General features: G+C 53.8%; 20 protein-coding genes. 6 read left to right on the plus strand and 14 right to left on the minus strand.

The window, feature by feature from the left end; all coding sequences use genetic code 11:
• Positions 1–46 precede the first annotated feature (46 nt).
• Complete coding sequence (locus NTW95_11970; protein MCX6558123.1) at positions 47–1,342, plus strand: HEAT repeat domain-containing protein; 1,296 nt, start codon at positions 47–49, stop codon at positions 1,340–1,342.
• Between the two features lie 19 nt (positions 1,343–1,361).
• Here NTW95_11970 and NTW95_11975 read toward each other — a convergent pair whose 3' ends face one another.
• The 7 genes from NTW95_11975 to NTW95_12005 all read right to left on the minus strand — a co-directional run bounded on the left by NTW95_11975 (position 1,362) and on the right by NTW95_12005 (position 5,917).
• A complete protein-coding gene (locus tag NTW95_11975) occupies positions 1,362–2,210 on the minus strand; it encodes a bifunctional methionine sulfoxide reductase B/A protein (protein ID MCX6558124.1) in 849 nt (282 codons plus the stop codon).
• 188 nt (positions 2,211–2,398) lie between these two features.
• Positions 2,399–2,590 (minus strand): hypothetical protein, encoded by a 192-nt coding sequence (locus tag NTW95_11980; GenBank protein MCX6558125.1) that lies wholly within the window; start codon positions 2,588–2,590, stop codon positions 2,399–2,401.
• 93 nt (positions 2,591–2,683) lie between these two features.
• Complete coding sequence (gene arfB / locus NTW95_11985) at positions 2,684–3,112, minus strand: alternative ribosome rescue aminoacyl-tRNA hydrolase ArfB (protein ID MCX6558126.1); 429 nt, start codon at positions 3,110–3,112, stop codon at positions 2,684–2,686.
• Between the two features lie 12 nt (positions 3,113–3,124).
• Positions 3,125–3,598: a hypothetical protein gene (locus NTW95_11990; protein MCX6558127.1), complete on the minus strand. Its 474-nt coding sequence runs from the start codon at positions 3,596–3,598 to the stop codon at positions 3,125–3,127.
• Positions 3,595–4,374 (minus strand): hypothetical protein, encoded by a 780-nt coding sequence (locus tag NTW95_11995; GenBank protein ID MCX6558128.1) that lies wholly within the window; start codon positions 4,372–4,374, stop codon positions 3,595–3,597. The genes NTW95_11990 and NTW95_11995 overlap by 4 nt, the downstream gene beginning before the upstream one ends.
• Before the next feature lie 28 nt (positions 4,375–4,402).
• Positions 4,403–4,807 carry a PAS domain-containing protein gene (locus tag NTW95_12000; GenBank protein ID MCX6558129.1) on the minus strand — a complete coding sequence of 135 codons (405 nt, stop codon included), beginning with the start codon at positions 4,805–4,807 and terminating at the stop codon, positions 4,403–4,405.
• Between the two features lie 99 nt (positions 4,808–4,906).
• Positions 4,907–5,917 carry a hypothetical protein gene (locus tag NTW95_12005; GenBank protein ID MCX6558130.1) on the minus strand — a complete coding sequence of 337 codons (1,011 nt, stop codon included), beginning with the start codon at positions 5,915–5,917 and terminating at the stop codon, positions 4,907–4,909.
• Between the two features lie 222 nt (positions 5,918–6,139).
• Here NTW95_12005 and NTW95_12010 point away from each other — a divergent pair, with 222 nt between their 5' ends.
• From NTW95_12010 to NTW95_12025, 4 genes are read left to right on the plus strand one after another with little or no spacing between them, the layout of a single operon-like run.
• Positions 6,140–7,669: a response regulator gene (locus tag NTW95_12010; protein MCX6558131.1), complete on the plus strand. Its 1,530-nt coding sequence runs from the start codon at positions 6,140–6,142 to the stop codon at positions 7,667–7,669.
• 19 nt (positions 7,670–7,688) lie between these two features.
• The gene (locus tag NTW95_12015) at positions 7,689–8,654 is read left to right on the plus strand and encodes an ATP-binding protein (GenBank protein ID MCX6558132.1); all 966 of its coding nucleotides are present in this window, start codon (positions 7,689–7,691) and stop codon (positions 8,652–8,654) included.
• 45 nt (positions 8,655–8,699) lie between these two features.
• Positions 8,700–9,104 (plus strand): hypothetical protein, encoded by a 405-nt coding sequence (locus tag NTW95_12020; protein ID MCX6558133.1) that lies wholly within the window; start codon positions 8,700–8,702, stop codon positions 9,102–9,104.
• A gap of 60 nt (positions 9,105–9,164) precedes the next feature.
• Complete coding sequence (locus tag NTW95_12025; protein ID MCX6558134.1) at positions 9,165–10,691, plus strand: sensor domain-containing diguanylate cyclase; 1,527 nt, start codon at positions 9,165–9,167, stop codon at positions 10,689–10,691.
• 12 nt (positions 10,692–10,703) lie between these two features.
• Here the strand turns inward: NTW95_12025 and NTW95_12030 are convergent, their stop codons facing one another.
• The 3 genes from NTW95_12030 to NTW95_12040 form a co-directional block, all read right to left on the minus strand.
• On the minus strand, positions 10,704–11,183 hold the full coding sequence (locus tag NTW95_12030; GenBank protein MCX6558135.1) for a PilZ domain-containing protein: 480 nt from the start codon (positions 11,181–11,183) through the stop codon (positions 10,704–10,706).
• A gap of 118 nt (positions 11,184–11,301) precedes the next feature.
• On the minus strand, positions 11,302–11,772 hold the full coding sequence (locus NTW95_12035) for a PilZ domain-containing protein (GenBank protein ID MCX6558136.1): 471 nt from the start codon (positions 11,770–11,772) through the stop codon (positions 11,302–11,304).
• Between the two features lie 299 nt (positions 11,773–12,071).
• Positions 12,072–12,908: a hypothetical protein gene (locus NTW95_12040; GenBank protein MCX6558137.1), complete on the minus strand. Its 837-nt coding sequence runs from the start codon at positions 12,906–12,908 to the stop codon at positions 12,072–12,074.
• A 15-nt stretch (positions 12,909–12,923) separates the two neighbouring features.
• On the opposite strand from NTW95_12040, the gene NTW95_12045 reads away from it, so the two are divergent.
• Positions 12,924–13,205 (plus strand): hypothetical protein, encoded by a 282-nt coding sequence (locus NTW95_12045; protein MCX6558138.1) that lies wholly within the window; start codon positions 12,924–12,926, stop codon positions 13,203–13,205.
• Positions 13,206–13,432: 227 nt separating this feature from the next.
• On the opposite strand, the gene NTW95_12050 is transcribed toward NTW95_12045, so the two are convergent.
• The 4 genes from NTW95_12050 to NTW95_12065 are packed head-to-tail and all read right to left on the minus strand — an operon-like array spanning position 13,433 to position 19,025.
• Positions 13,433–14,857, minus strand: a complete 1,425-nt coding sequence (locus NTW95_12050) for a sigma-54 dependent transcriptional regulator (protein ID MCX6558139.1) — start codon at positions 14,855–14,857, stop codon at positions 13,433–13,435.
• 4 nt (positions 14,858–14,861) lie between these two features.
• The gene (locus NTW95_12055; GenBank protein MCX6558140.1) at positions 14,862–15,764 is read right to left on the minus strand and encodes a response regulator; all 903 of its coding nucleotides are present in this window, start codon (positions 15,762–15,764) and stop codon (positions 14,862–14,864) included.
• Positions 15,757–17,679, minus strand: coding sequence for a response regulator (locus NTW95_12060; GenBank protein MCX6558141.1), 1,923 nt, complete (start codon positions 17,677–17,679; stop codon positions 15,757–15,759). Before NTW95_12060 ends, NTW95_12055 begins: the two co-directional genes overlap by 8 nt.
• The gene (locus NTW95_12065; protein ID MCX6558142.1) at positions 17,676–19,025 is read right to left on the minus strand and encodes a PAS domain S-box protein; all 1,350 of its coding nucleotides are present in this window, start codon (positions 19,023–19,025) and stop codon (positions 17,676–17,678) included. Before NTW95_12065 ends, NTW95_12060 begins: the two co-directional genes overlap by 4 nt.
• Between the last annotated feature and the right edge of the window lie 82 nt (positions 19,026–19,107).

Below are 19,107 nucleotides of genomic sequence, written 5' to 3' on the forward strand. Positions count from 1 at the left end.
AAGATAATGAACGGATTAAACACCGATTACATTTAAGGAGGGTAACATGGGGCTCTTTGCTTTTTTAAAACCTGATGTGGCGAAAATGGAAGAAAAAAAGGATGTAGCTGGATTGATCAAGGCATTGAGGAACAGTGATTGGCTTAGACGAAGAAATGCAGTTCAAGCATTAGGAAAAATTCTTGATGCCCGTGCAGTAGAGCCGCTCGTTGACAAACTCAAGGACTGGGATAAAGATGTGCGTAATTGTGCCGCCGAGGCTTTGGAAAAATTCGGATTACCGTCTGAGCCGGAAGTCCAGGCATGGTATTGGGTAGCTAAAGAGGACTTTAATAAAGTGGCATCATTAGGCTATATTGCCGTGCAGACATTTATCATGGCTCTGAATGATTTAAAGAGTTCTGCCTGCCATCTCGCTGTCGATACTTTAGGGACAATCGGCGATGCCCGGGCAGTGGAGCCGCTCATTGCAGTGCTCAAGAAGTCAATCGATCCGAAATCTAGCCTGCATATGCATGTCATAGAAAGTTTAGGGAAAATAGGCGATAGCAAGGCGGTCGAACCTCTCATCCAAATCCTTCAGCGAAAGGATAAGTGGTATGGTGCGGCTATCAAGGCTTTAGGAGATATTGGAGATGCTATGGCAGTATGGCCGCTTGTTCAAGCCCTCAATGATCCTAATTCTTCAGTGCGCTTTGTTGCCGCCGAAGCATTAAGTGAAATCGGTGATGCCCGGGCAGTGGAACCTCTCATTAAAGCTCTGAAGGATTCAAATTCTACTGTGCGCGGTTCAGCAGCAATGGCATTGGGAGAAATCGGCGATGAAAGAGCGGTTGAACCGCTTAAGATGGCACTCAACGATGCGAATGAATTTGTACACAGTGAAGCGGCCAATGCTTTGGTGCGTATTGGCAATGTTAGGAATGTTGACCCATACATTATAGACCTAAAAAGTGGGGATTGGGATGTACGCAGGTTTGCTGCTAGAAAATTGGGGAAAATCGGCGATGTCCGGGCAATAGAGCCACTCATGGCAGTCCTCAAAGATTCAAAATGGCGAGTATCAAAATCCGCTGAGAAAGCTTTGAAAAAGCTCGGTTGGCAATCCAATGATCAAGATCAAAAAATGCTTGAAATTTTAGTTCAGCTATGCGATGCATATGTTTCTAGTAATGCGGCAGAAATATCCAAGCTTGAACCTTTAGCGACCCAGATCGGGAAAACACTTCATGAGCGGGGCGGATTAAGCGAAATGCGAAGACTCTATGAGCAGCTCGGCGAAAGAAAAGGTTCGAGAACATTAGAAATGCACTGGAATGGTATTGGGGACTGGCGTGGTTAGAAAACTTGTCTGAGTTTTCCTAGAATATCTTGCGGTAGACGTGGCAATAGGGCTGATGACCGTTTTTCTGGTAATAATTCTGGTGATAATCTTCAGCTTTCCAGAAGGCGCCGGCTGCAGTGACGCGGGTGGCCACCTTGAAACCCTTGGCGGTGAGCATGGCGATCAGTTTATCCGCTGACGTCTTCTGGGCTTCGTCCCGGTAAAAGATTTCCGAGCGGTACTGTTCGCCGATGTCGGGTCCCTGACGGTTGGTTTGAGTGAAATCGTGGGTCTCGAAGAAGAGCTGGGCCAGCTCCTCGTAGGAGATGACCGACGGGTCATAGATCACCCGGACCGCTTCGGCGTGGCCGGTCGTACCGCTGCAGACTTCCTCATAACTGGGATTGGCCGTCTGGCCGCCGGTAAATCCTACGGTGGTGGACAGCACCCCCTTGGCTTGCTGCAGGTAATACTGTGTCCCCCAAAAACAGCCGGAGGCGAAAATGGCGGTCGCGGTCTTGGCCGCATCATCGGGAATGAAGTTCATGGAGATGGAATTGGCGCAATGGCGGGTGTTGCGGGCGGTGAACCCCTCGCCGAAAAAGACATGGCCCAGGTGGGCGCCGCAGCTGGCGCACACGATCTCGGTGCGCATGCCGTCGGCGTCGGTCCGGCTTTTGACCGCTCCGGCGATCTCGGTATCGAAACTCGGCCAGCCGCAGCCCGAATCGAACTTGGCCTCGGAACGGTAAAGGGCCGCCCCGCAGCGTTTGCAGACGTAAGTCCCTTTTTCGTTGAAATGATGGTATTTCCCGGAGAATGGCAGCTCGGTTCCTTTCTGGACGATCACCCGCTCTTCTTCGGGGGTCAGTTTTTGTTGTGGCATTTTATCCTCGTTCCTAGTCGCGCAGGCGCAAAGTGAGGTCAGGAATATAAATGGGACTAATATGGTTATGTTTTTCATTGCCGTAAATATAGCGTGGATTCTCTATTTTGTCAACAATTGGAACAGATTACCGGTGTATTTTTAGCCGCTTTCACTGGCGGCCTTGGGCTTTTCCGACCTGGAGACTTTTATTCCGCTTTTTTTTCACCCTTGGCGCTGAGCAGATAGAGGACGAAGAGGATCAAGACACCGACGTAAAGGACCGGAATGGCCCAGGGCCACAGCGGGTGTCCTTTGGCCAATATTTTCAGGAGATAAAAAATCACGCCGGACAAGGCCGTAATCACCAGCCAGATCAACGAGATCTTCTTGAAAGTCATTGTTTCCTCCTGTGCAGCTTCATTTTAGTTTCATCGATCAGCCAATGTCAAGGGGCGGCGCCTCGCGCCCGATTTTCCGCGCCTTGAGGCAGGTCAATCGTCGCCGGGGAGCGTTTTTTTTCGCGCCTGCTTGGCGGCGCCACGCTTTTTCTTTTCCTCTAGGCGGCGGGCCCTGGCTGCCGCGCCCGGGCGGGTAGGGCGGCGCGGTTTGCTGACAACGGCCGCCTGGCCGATCAATTTGACCAGGCGTTCCGTTGCGTCGCGGCGGTTGGCGTCCTGGGTGCGGAAGCGCCTGGCGTCGATGATCAAAAAGCCCTCGCTGTTGACCCGCTTGCCGGCCAGGGAGTGCAGGCGTGCTTTTACCGCCGTTGCCAGGGAGGGCGAGCGGTCGATATGGAAATAGAGCTTGACCGCCGTGGCCACCTTGTTGACGTTCTGTCCGCCCGGGCCCGAGGCGCGGACGAACTCAAAGGCGATCTCGTTCTCGCGCAGCTCGATGCCATGACCCGCCCGGATGCCCATGTCTGCCTCGTCTTAGTCGGCGATGGTCAGCGTTTCCCAGAACGCCTGGAATTCGCCCTCGCTCCGGGCCAGCTCCAGCCGGGCCTGTTCGGCCTTTTGCAGCGGAACCTTTTTCGCTTCGGCCTCCAGAACTGCCAGTTGCCAAAGCGCTTTTTTCAGCAGGTAGTCCTGGTAGCGCAAGGCCCCCTCGACCGAGGCAGGCAGGTTGCGGAAGCCGAGCGTCTGGGTCTCCCAATCGGTATGGCCGATGTTCTTCCAGGCTCCGGCCGCCAGTTTCCCCTTGGCCGCCTCGGTCAGGCGGCGGAAGCTTTCCAGGCAGCCCTTGATGGTATCCATGCAGGTGATGGCGTTCGCCGGGGAAAATCGCTGCGTCAGGGTGTATTCCACCGCTTCATCACGATGGGCCGGCTTGAGCACCAGGTCGGCCTTGAGGATGGAGGCGGCCATGAGCAGCACTCCACTCAGCAGCCAAAATTTATTCCTCATTTTTCATCCCCTTTTTGCGGCTGGCGCCGGTACTCGCTGAAATTGGTGGTGCTGCGAAAGCCTTTCTTGATGAACAGGAAGCCGCCATGCCCCTGCACCTTGATCTCTTTCAGATACCAATCCCCGGAAACGGTTGTTTCGTACATATAAATCGTCCACAGGCTGTAGACGTGTTTGGGCAGCGGTTCGAATGAAAATTCAAGCTTGACCGGGATGCCGCTGTTCTCGTCCAGCCATGCCTTCCCGACCCAGGTCAGATTTTCTTTCTTGCTTTTCTGCACGATCTCCGTCTGGAAGGAAAAATCGAACCTGCGGCAGGTCTTTTCGAAAAGGAGCTGCTTTTCGCCCGTGGCTTGGACCGTTACCTGATGCTGCTTGTCGGGGTTGAACGGACTATCGGCCAGGGAGATGGTAAAGGTGTCTTTTTTTTTCGCGTTTTTTCCGTCCGGCTCTTCGCTGGTCTCCATTTTTTTCTTCATCTCGGCGCTGACGTCCTTGTTGTCCTTGAAGGCCTGCAGCAACTCGGTGCGCGCCTTGCCCCGGCCGTCAAGGACAATGTTGAAAACCATTTGGGTGATGGAATCGGGACGGCCCTTGCGGTCGAGCATTTCCGACAGAATCGACATCTTGCCTGGGACCCAGTCGCTGTTTTTTTGAAAAACAACGAGGGCTTTCTGCCAGAGTCCGAGCGAATCGGCTCCCGCCCCGTCTTCCGCCGCCGCGGCGCTGCAAGCGATCGCCAGGACCATAATGAATAAACTAGCCTTTTTCTTCATTTCAGTGCCACCGTGAGTTCGTTTCGTTTCAATCGAGCAGGCGTTTTTCGCCTTCCAAACGGCGATGGTCTTCGATATCCTGGGTCACTTCCAGGCAGCCGAGGTATTGGCCGTCTTCGCCGCGCAAGGCGAAATATTCGAGTAAAACCATGTGCCGCCCGTCACCGACCTTGGCCTGGATCCAGAAGCGGGCTTCCTGGCGCTTGCCGGCCTTCATCTCGCCAACGATCTGCTCGACCTTGGCCAGGCTGTGCTCGGGGTGGCACTTGCGGAAATTCAGGCCCATGCTGGTCATCGGCCGGTGGAACAGGCGGTTCTCGTGCCGGTTCCAGGCCACCACCTCGTCGTTGGCGTCGATGACGGTGATCTCGGCCGGAATGGTCTCGATCACCGCTCGGACCAGTTTTTCATCCATGCGGTCGAACATAAACATCGTGGCCTCCTGTGGTTTGGAAAAGTATTATATGAATTTTCACCGGGCAAGTAAAGACAAGATAGCGCGATGAATGTTTCGCCTTATCGCAAGGGTGGATCAAAGGGATTCTTTCTGGTAGGCGATGATATCGTAAAGAATTTTTTCGCGCTCGTCGTCATTGCGACCGCGCTGCTCTTTGCGGGAATTGGAGTGCAGTCGCAAGATCACCAGTGCTTTGAGGTAGGCCAGCATATGGATTTGCACGAATTCAGGCTGGGTGCGTTGGGCGCTGCGGAAGCTGGTTTCCAGATAGTTTTTATTCGATTCCTTGAGCAGAAAATCCTTTTGCGTTTTCATGGCCTTGATGAAAGATGAACTGATGTAAAACCCGGCCCCCCCCTCCTTCTGCAACAATTCGTATTCCTGGTCGATGAAATCGCCGTATGTTTTTTCAAAAATTTTCTTTTTTTCGGGATCGGCGCCCAGGCTGCGCACATAATTCAGAAAATCGATCAGGATGTTTTTTTTCTGCTCGGGATCCTGTTGGCTCTGGGACATGGTGCCGTCTTCATTCAGGGCGATGACCCGGGTCAGAAAGCTCAGGATGTTCAAGCCCCGTTCATCAATGGTGGTATGGGTGAAAAAATCGCGGATCAAATGGGCCTTAAGCCCGGGGAGTCCGCCGCGTTCGCGCGCCAGGTAGCGCTGCAGCGGCCGGCCGCTGTCCTTGATCATCTGGGTGAATTTAATGCAGATGATGCGAAACTCGCTGCGCATGTGGTCCAAAAAAAAGTCGAGGAAGTTGCGGACGGTCTGCTCAGCCTGAACATACGCCTCGCTTCCCGGTTGGCAGGTCAACTCCACGACTTCTTCCTTGCCGTTCTTGCCGTAATGGCCGTTGCTCAGCAACGATTTCAAGACTGTGTCTGTCAGCTCCGCGGTGGCAGGATCATGTCCGCTTTCAAGGTTTTTGAGAAAAACCACTCCTTCCTTGTTGACCAGCAGCTTTTCATTGCCGATCTTGACCGTATAAAAAACATCAATGATTTCGGAGGTGTTGATCGGAACGGTATCCCCGATCTTTATGGTATTGGTTTCAGGTTTGCGAGGTGGTTCGGGGATTCCCATACGTTTAATATAGTATTGGCTTTGCTATTTGTCAATTTTTAACACTTTCTGGCTCTCTCGGCCATGGTTTTCCTGCATTGGGCTTGAATATTTGTTTCCATTGTGTTAATTATGTAATTAAAAGCAAAACCCTGTAAATGGCAAAATTGGATTCTTGCTCCCGGCCATAAAAGCGAGGGTCATTCTTCAGACTGATTTTACGGGGCGTTCAGGGGAGGAAAAATGGCAGTCAACAAGGCGAGAATCCTTTGTGTGGATGATGAGGCGGTCAACCTGAAGCTTTTTGATGCATTTTTGCTTCCCCAGGGCTATGAGGTGCTGCATGCCCAAAGCGGCCGGCAGGCGCTGGAGATAATCAAGGAGCAGAAAGTTGACCTGGTGCTTCTGGATATCATGATGCCCGAGATGAACGGCTATGACGTATGCCGCAAGATCAAAGAGGACCGGAATTTAGCCAATATCCCGGTGGTCATGGTCACCAGCCTGCTGGACAAGAAGGAAAGGATCAAGGGCATCGAGGCCGGGGCCGAAGATTTCATATCCAAGCCCATCGACAAGGGGGAGGTGCTGGCGCGCATCAAGATGCTGCTGCAAATGAAGGAGTTGCATGACCGGCTGGAACAGGCCTATGCCAGCGTGACCAGCCTGGCGGCATTCGGCAAGGAAACCATCAAAATTTTTGATCCCATGAATTTTGCCTTGATGCCCAATATCGACCGCCTGGTCAGTCAGATCATACGCCAAACCATCGAGACGGTTGACCGGCCGCAGATCTTTATCGTCAGTGTCTGGACCGACGTAGGCTGGAAATGGTATTATTACGAAGCGCCTTTCAAGGAATTGACCCGGCGCGAGTTCGATTTGGACCCCCAGAATTCACTGTTGTTGCCCGGAAAAGGAGATTCGGCCATTTTGTACGCCACGCGCTCCGAATTTGCCGCCAAGGGCTTGCTGGCTTTTGTCTCATGCCTGGAATCCCATCCGCTGCTGAACGTGACGGTTGAAAATTTGTTTTGTTTTTTAAGCGCCGAATTGTGCGTGTTTGCCGCCAATTACGGCCGTGATGTCGGCGCCTACGACTCGGCGATCCTGAACACCCTGGCCACGCAGAGCCTGCTTTTCAAATTGCTGTCCGATCAGGCCTGGCAAAACCAAGAGGATGTCGTCCACACCGTCAATGCCCTGGCGCGGGCTGTTGTGTCCCATGATGTCAATTGGGGCAACCATGTCCTGCGCGTGGGAGAATTCTGCGCCCTGCTGGGCCGTCAGCTTGGTTTGAAAGAAAATTTCATCCGCGCCATTCAGCTGCAGTCGCAATTGCACGACGTGGGCAATATTTTCATACCGCTTGAGATCTTGAAAAAAAAGGGCGTGCCGAACTTTCAGGAATGGGAGATCATCCGCACCCATACCCGGTTCGGGGCGCAGATCATCGGCGACCATCCGCATCTGGCCATGGCCCACGCCATTGCCCTTAGCCATCATGAAAACTGGGATGGCAGCGGCTATCCCAATTGGTCCAAAGGCGAACAGATCCCCTTGGCGGGAAGGATCGCCGCCCTGGCCGATCGCTACGACGTCTTGCGTATCGCCCGGCCTTACAAGCCGGCCATGGACCATCGAACCGTCTGCGAAAAAATCAGCTGCGGTGATGAACGCATCAAGCCGGAATTTTTTGACCCCGCCGTGCTCAAGGCATTCCTTGAATTGGCGCCGCAGTTTGAAGCAATCTATGAGAAACTGAAGGGCTAAACAATCTGGAGGTGGCAGGATGGAGAAAAAGAAAGCGCAACCTTCCCTGCTGGAGTTTGAAAACGAAGTCAGAAAACTCAAGGCGATCATCACCTTGATCATTTATGGGCTGCTGTTTTTACTGCTCAAGACTCTGTATGACCGCATGATCGATTTTCCCAGGACCTCGGCCGCTTTTATCATCACGTTGCTGGCCTTCCTGCTGGTGCTGATCGTTTTCTTACTCAACCGTTTTTCAAAAAAAGTCATCAAAAAAATCACGTCTTACACGGCGGCTACCCAGGCGGCCAACCAGGCCAAGTCGGATTTCCTGGCCAACATGTCGCATGAGCTGCGCTCTCCCTTGAACGCCATCATCGGTTTTTCCGAGGTTTTAAAGGAGGGCCTGGCCGGGGATTTAAACTCCAGGCAGAAAGACTATTGCGTTGAAATTTTCAACAGCGGACAGCATTTGCTGTCGCTGATCAACGACATTTTGGACCTGTCGAAAATCGAAGCCGGCAAGATGACCCTGGAGCCGGAAAAAGTCAACTTGCCCATGCTCCTGGAAAGTTCCCTGTCGATTGTCAGGGAAAAAGCGCTGGCCCACGATATTGTCTTGAATGCCAGCATCAGCGGCGATGTGGGCGATGGGATGGTCGATGTGCGCAAATTCAAGCAAATGGTCTACAACCTGCTGGCCAATGCCGTCAAGTTTACCCCGGATGGAGGCCGCATCCTTCTGCAGGCGCGGCTGGCTCCTGCCGGACAGCTCGAATTTTCGGTCACGGACAGCGGGATCGGTATTGCCGAAAAAGACCTGCCGCGGCTTTTCACCCCCTTCGAACAGTTGGACCGTTCTCTGGCGCGAAAATATGAAGGAACGGGTTTGGGTTTGTCCATGGTCAAGCGCCTGGCCGAACTGCATGGGGGTTTGGTAAGCGTGAGCAGCGAACTGGGGAAGGGCAGCTGTTTTGTCGTCCGCATCCCCCTGCCGATGGTTTGAAGGGGCAGCGCAAGTCGTGTTAGAATGAAGCAAGAGGAAGGGAGCATGGAAGCAGAAAGAAAGTTCGCGCGCTTTGATCCGGCTATTCCGATCGTTGGCTACTTTGAGTTGACCAACGTGGTGACCGGGGAGTTCCGCAACCGGGAAGAATTTCTGATCAAAAATATTTCTATGGGCGGTTTCAACCTCACATCCAACTATCCGCCGGCCATCGGCAACCCGTACCAGGTTTTCATCCACTACGCCAAGGGAAAGCACGAATTCAAAATCAAGATCGTCCATTCGCGCATCCTGCGCTTTCAGGACAAGCCCGAGGGCGTCTTCCGCCAGGGGGTGGTGTATTCCTCCGGCTGCGTGATTGCCGACGAAAATGAATCCCAGAAAGCCCTGGTGTTGGAGATCATCAAGAATGACTGCGGCTCGACGCCGCCGGCCGAGCCGAAGCAATGATCTTGTATCCGCGATCAAGGATCATGAAAAATACCACCGGCTGACCCGGCGCGAAAAACCATGAAAGATAGTAAACTATTGTTTTTTTTCCATCCGGGCAGGAAAAATGAATTGCTTTACGAGATCGGCGTGCAGATGAGCGCCGAACTCGATCGCTGCCGCCTGTTGCGCCTGATCGTCGACCGTATCAAGGCCGTCCTGGGGCTGTCTTATTGCGCCATCCTGCTGAAAGAGGGCAATGACCTGGTCATCCGCGCCGTGACCGAGTACCCGGACGACATCATTGGCAAAAAAATTCCGCTGGGCCAGGGCATCAGCGGCCGCTGCGCCCTGAACAAAAAAGAATACCTGGTCCCCGACCTCAGCCGCTGCGATTTTTACATCCACCTGGGCGACCGTGTTTTCCGTTCGGAACTCGATGTCCCGATCATTTTCCACAATAGTGTCCTGGGGGTGCTCAACGTTCAGAGCATGCGAAAAAACGCCTTTACCCGCAACGATGTGCAATTCATTAAAATCCTGAGCAACCAGATCGGCGTGGCCCTGCACAATTCCCAAGTACTCACGCAGATGGAGCTGCTCCAGGATATCGGCATGAAGCTGGTCTCCACCATCAAGCCCGAGGAACTTTTCGCCTTGATCGTGACCGAAACCCAACAACGCCTGCATTATGCCACCTGCGCCATTTTGGAAATCAGCGGCGATCACCTGGTGTTCAAGGCCTCCAGCGAAGAGTTTCCCAGGGAACTGATCGGTCTGCAGATACCTATCGGCAAAGGCATTACCGGCCGTTGCGCATTGGAAAAAAAAGTGGTCAACGTCGGCGATATTCGCCTCGACCCTACGTACATCCGTTCTGGCATCCTGGACATCCGCTCCGAGATCGCCTGCCCGGTGATCTTCACAGGCGAACTGCTTGGGGTGTTGACCGTCGAGAGCAAGAATGAAAATGCGTTCAACGAGGACGATATCCGCCTGCTTTCCATTCTCTCGCTGCAGGTGGCGGTGGGCATGCACAACGCCAGGATGTACGCCGAAATAGAGAAAATGGCCATCACCGACCCGCTGACCGGCCTTTACAATTACCGCTATTTCTACCAGCGCCTGGGAGCCGAACTGGCCCGTTCGCAGCGCTACCACCATCCCTTGACGGTCATCATGATCGATTTGGACGATTTTAAAAAGATCAACGACCATTGCGGCCATTTGTGCGGAGATCGTGTTCTCAAGGAAGCCGCCCTGGCCATTCGTAAGAACATCCGCCGTTACGACGAACCCATGGTCCTCAAAGGCGGGGAACTCGACATCATATCCCGCTACGGCGGCGAGGAGTTCATCATCATCCAGCCCGATACCCCTTTGGCCGGGGGGTTGGTTTGTGCCGAGAGACTGAGGAAAATGCTGGAAACAGAAATCGGCGTCCGCTCCGGCCTGCCCTGCAATGAGAATTCGCCTGAGCGGGTGACCGGCAGCTTCGGGGTCGCCGCCTATCGTGATGGGGATACCATGGATAGCATCATCAAGCGGACCGACACGGCCATGTACCAGGCCAAGGACCCGGGTAAAAACCGGGTGCTGGCCCTCTGAGTTGCAAGAAATTTACTTTTTCGCTGCCTCGGCCAGAAGCCGGTCGATGAATTGATAATATTCCTGCGGCGCCGCGGAAATTTCCACGCCGATCTCGACGATATTGGAAAAAGAACGCTTGCCGCCCACCCAACGGACGACCCCTTTGATATTCATGATATTTTCCCCGTTGTCCAGCGTGATGGTGATGTTGGGAGTATGGTGGGCGACGGCGGTGGCCAGTTTCATCCCGCCTTTGGAAATATTGCATATCCTAGCCGTTTCCTGGTCTATTTTGGCCATCATTTTGATGTTGATTCTTTTTTGAGTCCGCCGCTCATCCTGGACGTTGGGAACGTCCGCTTTCTCGATGATATCCTGATAGGCATTCTCGGTCCTATTGCTCGGCAATTTGATTTCAATTTTTTTCTGCAATCCGAAGCCGCAATGCGGGCACATGATGGCCTGGTCGGAAACCTTGCCGTTGCATTCGCTGCAGTGTGTTAACGCCATGGACCTTCTCCTTCATCAATTGCCATAATTATACATCCGCTGAAATGAACTTTCAACTATTTTTTCCTTAATTTCGGACTTGTTCCGGCGCTCGGGGTCGGCCGGTTCAGGCTGCCTGTCAATAATTGGCCAGCAGATAGTCAATGAATTCGTAATACGCCGGCGGGGCGGCGGTAATTTGCACGCCAAAATCAACCAGGTTGGAAAACGAACGTTTGCCGCTCACCCAGAGGATGTTCCCTTTCAAGTCAAAAATGCTTTCTCCGTTATCCAGGGTGATGTCGACATGGGGATCCTTGGGGAAAAAAGGCGATGACAGTTTCATGCCGCTCTTGGAGAGATTGAAAAGCATGGCCGTTTCCTGGTTCACCTTGACCATCATTTTGATGTCGATCCTCTTGTGGGCGCGTTTTTCCTCCCACGCCCGTTCTTCGTTTTCGTTGTTGAAAACCTCCCGCTTGGCAGCCTTGTCTCTCTGCTGGCGCAGCAAATTCTCCAAATCAACGGAGATGCCCAAACCGCAATGCGGGCAGATCAACGCCTTGTCGGACACTTTGCCCTTGCATTCGCTGCAACGTATCAGTGCCATGGTGGTTCTCCCTAGTTTGTGATTGTATTTTACAATTTAAAATAATTTATTTCAATCAAGGCTGCCGATTAATCAGTTCGGCGTTCGGAGTAAGGAGTTGGGAGTAAGGAGTGAAGATTAGGAACGTTCGGAGTTGGGAGTAAGGAGTTCGGAGTAAAGAGAATGAAAGAAAAAGAATTACCTGACTTTTCTTACGCCGAACGCTCAACGCTGAACGCCCGACGCTTAACCCTGAAATTATTCGGGCCGGAGGCATGAAGCTTCCGGCCCGAACGGGTCATGGTAAGGGGGGAGAAAACTTAATTGGTTACCGGAGAAGCAAAATGATAGGCTTCGACTTCTTTCCAGTAGTTCGAGTAGGACTGGGCTTTGGCCAGGGTCAGATCGTTGACCAGGCCGAGCGCCTGGGCGCGGATCCCGGCGAAAACTATGAACTTGGCCTTGCCATTTTCGCGCCGGTAGTTCTTGAGGAAGGGTTCCGGAGACACGGACATGAGTTGCAGGCTCTGCACGACGTGCACCATTTCGTGGCAGTAAACCGACTCGTCCGTTCCGCTGACCATGGTCGGGAACATGCTGTAGGCCCAGCCGCGAACATTCGCGGCCAGAGGCGTATCCGCCTCGAAGGCCAGCATGCCGTTGCGCAGCGAAACCCGGTCCGACTTGCTCAAACTGAGCGCCAGGCTGATGATATCGCGAGGCGACACCGTGACGCGCAGGAAAGAACGTTTTTGCCGCGCGAACGGCGTGGCAATCTCAATCCGCACCAGGGGTAGGGAAAAACCCAGATAAGAGAGCGGCCCTTCGCCTGACGCGACGTTGTCGACCACCGAGGCCGAGAGGTTGGCCAGCAGGACGCCTGTGAAAACATTGCCTTTGCCGACCATGGCCTTGGACTGGTAAAAGCCCAAGCCGGCCGCCGAGCCATAAATAAAGCATTTACTGACATCTTTAAAAGACTTGATATTGCCCATGATCAGGCTTCTGAGCAACGTGCTTACGCCGGTGCCGATAACGTTCCCCGCCAGAATCGCTCCGTTGGAGGCTGCTTTTAATTCGCCGGCCGGCACCATGACCAACACCGCAAACAACACCGCTACCAACCACCGACTCGTCCAGTTCTTAAAATGTTTCATTTGGTTCCTCCTTCCATGACAGCAAAGGGATTGCAGGATGGCTGCCAAGCAGAGGTGAAGTGGCAAAGAACGTTTACTGGAGAGTGTTTCGGGGATTATTGGCCGTCACTTATATCGATTCCAAGGCTGCGCCGGAATTTGCGCGTTAAGGAGGTTTTCTTCGGTCCACAGGCCGGAGTGGTGTTTTTTGCGGATATTCAGGGATTAGAAAAGACCGATATGCCTGGGTATTATAAAGAAGGAGTGTTCAGGGACAAAAACGATAGACAATCATTGCAGGTGCAACTTTTGGCATAGGGGCAGGGGCAACACAAACCATCCGCCTATCCTAGGGATGAAGAAAGTTCGGCGTTCGGAGTTGGGAGTTCGGAGTGAAGATTAGGAACGTTCGGAGTAAGGAGTTCGGAGTGAAGAGAATGAAAGAAAAAGAATTACCTGACTTTTCTTTTCTTACACCGAACTCCGAACGCTTAACTCCCAACTTTTCTTTCCCTTCACCGAACTCCGAACGCTTGACTCCGAACTCACTTCTTCTTGTTCCTGGACAATCTCTTGTTCAACGCCTGGCGGGTGATGCCCAGCAGGGAGGCGGCAATGCCCTGGTTGTCTTTGGCCATGGTCAGGGCCCGCTGCACCAGGAAATCATCCGCTTGTTTCAGGGTAGGCATCCGGCCGCCGAACAGATCCGACGCGTCCAGGGAAGAAGCATCGGGCAAGGACGAGGCGCTCATTTCGGGCCGCCGTTCGGCGATGGTTTTTTTAAAACTTTCCAGCCCCAGCACGCGCCCGGAATGACGGAACATGGCGTCATGGACCATGGTCTGCAACTCGCGCACATTGCCGGGGAATGGATAGCTGGCCAGCAATGGGAAGAGTTCCGGCGGCGGCGTTGGCGCTTTATTTTGCATGATCGCCGCGGTCTCGGCCAGGAAATGAAGGACCAGCAAAGGGATGTCTTCCGGTCGTTCCCGCAACGGGGGTACTTCGATCTGGTGGACACTGAGCCGGAAAAAAAGGTCCTTGCGGAAATGGCCTTCCTGGACGAGCGCCTTGAGATCATGATTGCTGGCGCAAATGATGCTGGCGTCGGTTTTGCGCACCGTGTCGCTGCCCAGCGGATAGTATTCGTTTTCCTGGATCAGGCGCAGCAGCTTGACCTGCGAAGCCTGGCTCAGATCGCCGATTTCGTCCAGAAAGAGAATGCCGCCGGCCGCCTGGTTGATGAGTCCTTCGCGCGGACCGTCCGCGCCGGTGAAAGCCCCTTTTTTATGGCCGAACAGGGTGTCGCTGAACATGGTGTCGTCCAGGCCGGCCACGTTGACGGCGACAAAATTGTTCTGGCTGTTGCCGGCATAATAAATCGCCTTGGCCAGCAGTTCCTTGCCGCTGCCGGTTTCGCCGCTGATGAGTATGGGGTAGGGCGACGCGGCGATAACCTCGATATACTTGAAAATGGCCAGCAGTTTCGGGCTGGCGGTAATGATATGGGTGAACGTTTTTTCGTTTTTCAAATCTGCTGACAGCAGGCTTTGTTTCAAGCTGGCTACCTGATCTTGCAGGGCATGCATTTCCAGAGCTTTCCGGATTGAGGTGAGCATGCGCTCGCTGTCGAACGGCTTGAGCAAATAATCAAAGGCACCCAGGCGCATGCATTCGACCGCCGTTTCCAGATCATCGAACGCGGTAATGAATAACACCGGAATTGGCGGGTATTCCTCCTTGATTTTGACCAAAAGGTCTTTGCCGTTTAGGAAAGGCATCGAATAATCGAGGACGATCAGCGCCGGTATCTGCTTGGTCAAAAAAGGCATGACCTGGCGGCTGTCATCCAGGGTGACGATCTGTTGGAAGCCTGACTTTTCGAGCGCTTTGCGGTAAAAAAGCAAGAGTTGGAATTCATCGTCCACTAATAAAACAAGCTGGTTATGGATGTCTTCCGTGCCGCTCATGGCTTCATTCTCTGATCTGATCCCGGATGGCATGAATTTGCGGGAGCTGGTCCAGGAAAATGTCAAGGATGCGCGGATCGAAGTGCGTGCTCCGGCCCTCTTTCATGATGGCCAGCGCCTTGTCTTCAGGCAGCGCCGGGCGGTAGACGCGGTCGTTGACGAGGGCGTCATATACATCGCAGACGGCCACGATGCGGGCGCAGAGCGGGATGGCCTCGTCGCGCAGTCCCTGCTGATAGCCGCTGCCGTTCCATTTTTCGTGATGATAGAGGGCGATATCCCGCGCCAGGTTCAGTAAAGCGATTGGCGATCCTTCCAGAATGCGGGCGCCGATGGTGGTGTGTTCCTTGATCTGTTTGAACTCCTCGTCGGTCAGTTTGCCCGGTTTCCTTAAAATGGCGTCAGCCACGCCGATCTTGCCGATATCGTGCATTGGCGCCGCCAGGCGTATTTCTTCCACTGCTTCCGCTTTCAAGCCTATGCCCTGCGCCAGAATCGCCGCGTATTCTCCCATGCGGCGGATGTGCGCTCCTGTTTCTTCGTCGCGGTACCCGGAGGTGATGATCAATTCGTTGGCTTCAAACGGTTTGATCACATAACCGAAGGCGCCCAGATCCAGTGCGCGGACGGCGGTCTCGTGGTCGTCGATCGCCGTCAGCATGATGAAGGCTATATCCGGGCGGCTCTTTTTGATTCTGGCCAGAAGGTCGATCCCGGTCATCCCGGGCATCATGATGTCGCTGATGACCAGCTCGTAAGCGCCGGATTCGATTTTTTTGATCGCTTCTGTGGCGCTCTCACAGGTGGCGCAGGCATAGCCTTGTTTTTCGAGCAGCCGCGAAACCAAATGACAGATGGATGGTTCGTCGTCAACCACCAGGATGTTCGTTTTCGTTTGTTCAGTCATGATGTTTTTCTCCCATTATTTTCAAGATCGTCAAGACCAGATCCTCCGCAGTGAAGGGTTTCTGGATGAAAGGCAGGCCGCGGGCCAGTATATCGTTTGTGACGATCGCATTGTCCATGTAGCCTGACATATAGAGCACCCGCAACCGCGGATATTGCCTATGCCACGATGCAAACAGCTGATAGCCGTTTATTTCCGGCAGTACGACATCGATCAGAATCAGGTCGACTGCCTCAGCCTGAGCCGCCAGTATTTTTTCCGCTGCGCCCGGCGACGCCGCCGTCAAAACACGATAACCGCAAACTTCAATTGCCCGGCGCGCGATTTGCAGAACCGCGGCATCGTCCTCGACGATCAGGATCGTTTCTGGTGTCCGCGGCTCCTTGCGGGCGGCTCCTGGAGTTTTTTCAACGGCGGCAGCGGCCACCCTGGGCAGATAGATCTTGAAAATTGTCCCCTGGCCCGGTTTGCTGTCGACCCCAATGCTGCCCTTGAGCTGCTTGACAATGCCATACACCGTTGACAGCCCCAGGCCCGTACCCTTCCCCGGCGGCTTGGTGGTGAAGAACGGTTCAAAAATATGCGGACATATGTTGTCGTCCATACCGCAGCCCGTGTCTGAAATTGCCAACATGATATAGTCGCCCGGAGTCACGCCAATGTGGGCGCGGGCATAGTCCTGGTCCAGAAAAACGTTCGCTGTTTCGACGGTCAGCTTGCCGCCGCCCGGCATGGCGTCCCGGGCGTTCAGGGTCAGGTTGACAAGCATCTGCTCCAACTGGCCGGGATCCGCGTCCACGTTGCCCAGGTCGGGTGCCAAAACAAAGTCAAGTTCAATTTTCTTGCCGATCAGGCGGATGAGCATATTCATCATTTCCTTGACGGTCTGGTTGATCGTGAGCACCTCGTGCTCGAGTGTCTGCTTGTGGCTGAAAGCCAGCAATTGGCGCGTGAGAGCCTCCGCCCGCTTGGACAGTTTCAGTACCTCGGTCAGATCGGCACGGGTTGGCGAGTCCTGGGGAGTTTCGTTGAAGGCGAACTGGGCAAAGCCGCGAATTCCAGTCAAAAGGTTGTTGAAGTCGTGGGCCACGCCGCCCGCCAACTGGCCCAGGGCTTCCATCTTTTGGGCCTGGAAAAGCTGGGCTTCCAGGCTTTGGCGTTCCGCTTCCAACCGTTTTTGCCCGGAAATATCGCGGATGATGCCCTGGAAACCGTTCGTGTGGCCATCTTTGTCCAGCATGGCATTGGCGGTTTCCAGACAGTATAGGATATCGCCTTTTTTATTCCTTAATTTGAGCTCGCATTCCTTCAGATTTTTATGGTTTTTGAGCTGGGTTAAAAACGGTTTTCGGTCATTGGGATCGGAATAAAGCTGTTCCGGATGAGTGCGCAATATCTCATCGAGTTCATAGCCGAAAAGATACAATCCGGCCGGGTTCATCTCCAGAAGCTTACCGTTCTTATCGGAAAAATATATCACATCCTGTGAATTTTCGAACAGGGAACGGAACTTGGCTTCGCTTTCCTTCAATTGCAGTTCGAAACCGTGCTTGTATAAAGCCATTTCGATGGTGGTCTTCAGTTCGATTTCCTGGAAAGGTTTGGGGATGTAGCCGTAGGGCTTGGTCTTCTTGGCCCGCTCCAGGGTGGGTTCATCGGCATAAGCGGTCAGGTAGATGACCGGGATATCCATTTGCTTCTGGATCAGCTCGACGGCGCCGATACCGTCCAGTTCTCCCTGCAGGCGGATGTCCATCAGGATCAGGTCGGGCTTTTTTCGCAGAGCCGCGACTGCGGCCGCTTCGCCCGTATTGAGGATGTCGATCACTTCGTATTCGAATTTTTTCAGGGCCGCGGCGATGACCGAGGCGATGATGGATTCGTCTTCGACGATCAGGATGTTGGCTTTGGTCATGCGTTTGCTCCTCCTGTTTCGGCCTGGTTTTTTGGGAAAACGATTCGGAATTCCGTCCAGGCCCGGCTGCTTGCTTTAAGGCTGCCGCCCAACTGGCCGGCCAGCATGGTGACCAATTGCAGGCCGAAGCCGCTGCTTTTTGCGCTGTCGAAGCCGGCCGGCAGCGGCACGCCGTCGTTGGCGACGGTCAGGGCGTATGTAGGGGCACAGCGTGCTGTGCCCTCGTCAGGTGTTAAACCCGTATTTTCCAAAGGGGCACGGCACGCCGTGCCCCTACCACCGGCCTCCATTTCGCCAAATTCGATCCGGATGCGGCCTAAGCGGTTGCCCGGGAAGGCGTATTTCAGGGTATTGCTGACCAGCTCGTTGATGATCAGTCCGCAGGGGATGGTGCGGTCGATATCCAGCTCGATATCGCTGATCGCGGTTTCCAGTTCGATCGTTCCCGGCCGGACGTTGTAGGCCGCGAACAGGGACCGGGCCAATTCGCTGAAATAGTCTCCCAGTCCGAAATGGGTCAGATCCGTTGCCCGGTAGAGCTTTTCGTAGATGGTCAGCATGGCGCGGATGCGGTTCTGGCTATCCTGCAGAACAGCGCTGATTTTTGGGTCGCCTATCCGCTGCGCCTGGATCTGCAGCAGCGCAGCGATGACCATCAGGTTGTTTTTCACGCGATGATGCACTTCTTTGAGCAGCAGTTCTTTTTCCGCCAGCATTTTCCGGATTTTTACCTCGTCGCGCTTGCGCTCGCTGATATCGAGGAAAATGGCGAAAGCCCCGGAGATTTTTCCATTCGGGTCTATCGAAGGCATGGCCGTAACCAGCAGTATCCGCTCCGTGCCATCGGGCCTGCGGATGCGCAATTCGTACTTTCCTTTTTCTCCATGACCGCGGTTGCGGCTTTGTTGCTCAAGTCGGATCAATTCATCATTAGACAGGAATTCCTTGAGGTTGCGGCCGGCCAAGGTGCCGGGCGCCACACCGAATATTTCCTCGGCGGCCGGATTAATGAAAATAAAATTTTCATCCTGGTCAGCGATGCCGATGCCTTCCCCTTGGTTCTCGACCAGCTGGCGGTAGCGTTTTTCGCTTTCCCGCAAAGTGGCATCGGTATTGCCCTGGCGGCGCCAGAAATAGGCAGTCGAAATGGTCACGAGCAAGGAAACCATCGCGACCAGGGCGAGCCGCACCCATTCCAGGTTGGGAAACAAATATTCCACAACCAAGATGGACGTAATCAGGATAAAATTTACTGCCAGAAGCGGCCAGGGCAGGCGCGGGCCGCGCTGCGAAACCTCTGTTGCCTTGTCCGTTTTTTTCCGGTCCATTTCTTTTTTAACTGCCATGGTCCTCGTCCTTGCCAACTGCGTTGGCCGGCTGTCCCAAAAAAACGAAGCGAAATTCCGTACCCGGGCCGGTCTTGACCTT

It is taken from the genome of Candidatus Aminicenantes bacterium, assembly GCA_026393795.1.
Taxonomy (GTDB): domain Bacteria; phylum Acidobacteriota; class Aminicenantia; order UBA2199; family UBA2199; genus UBA2199.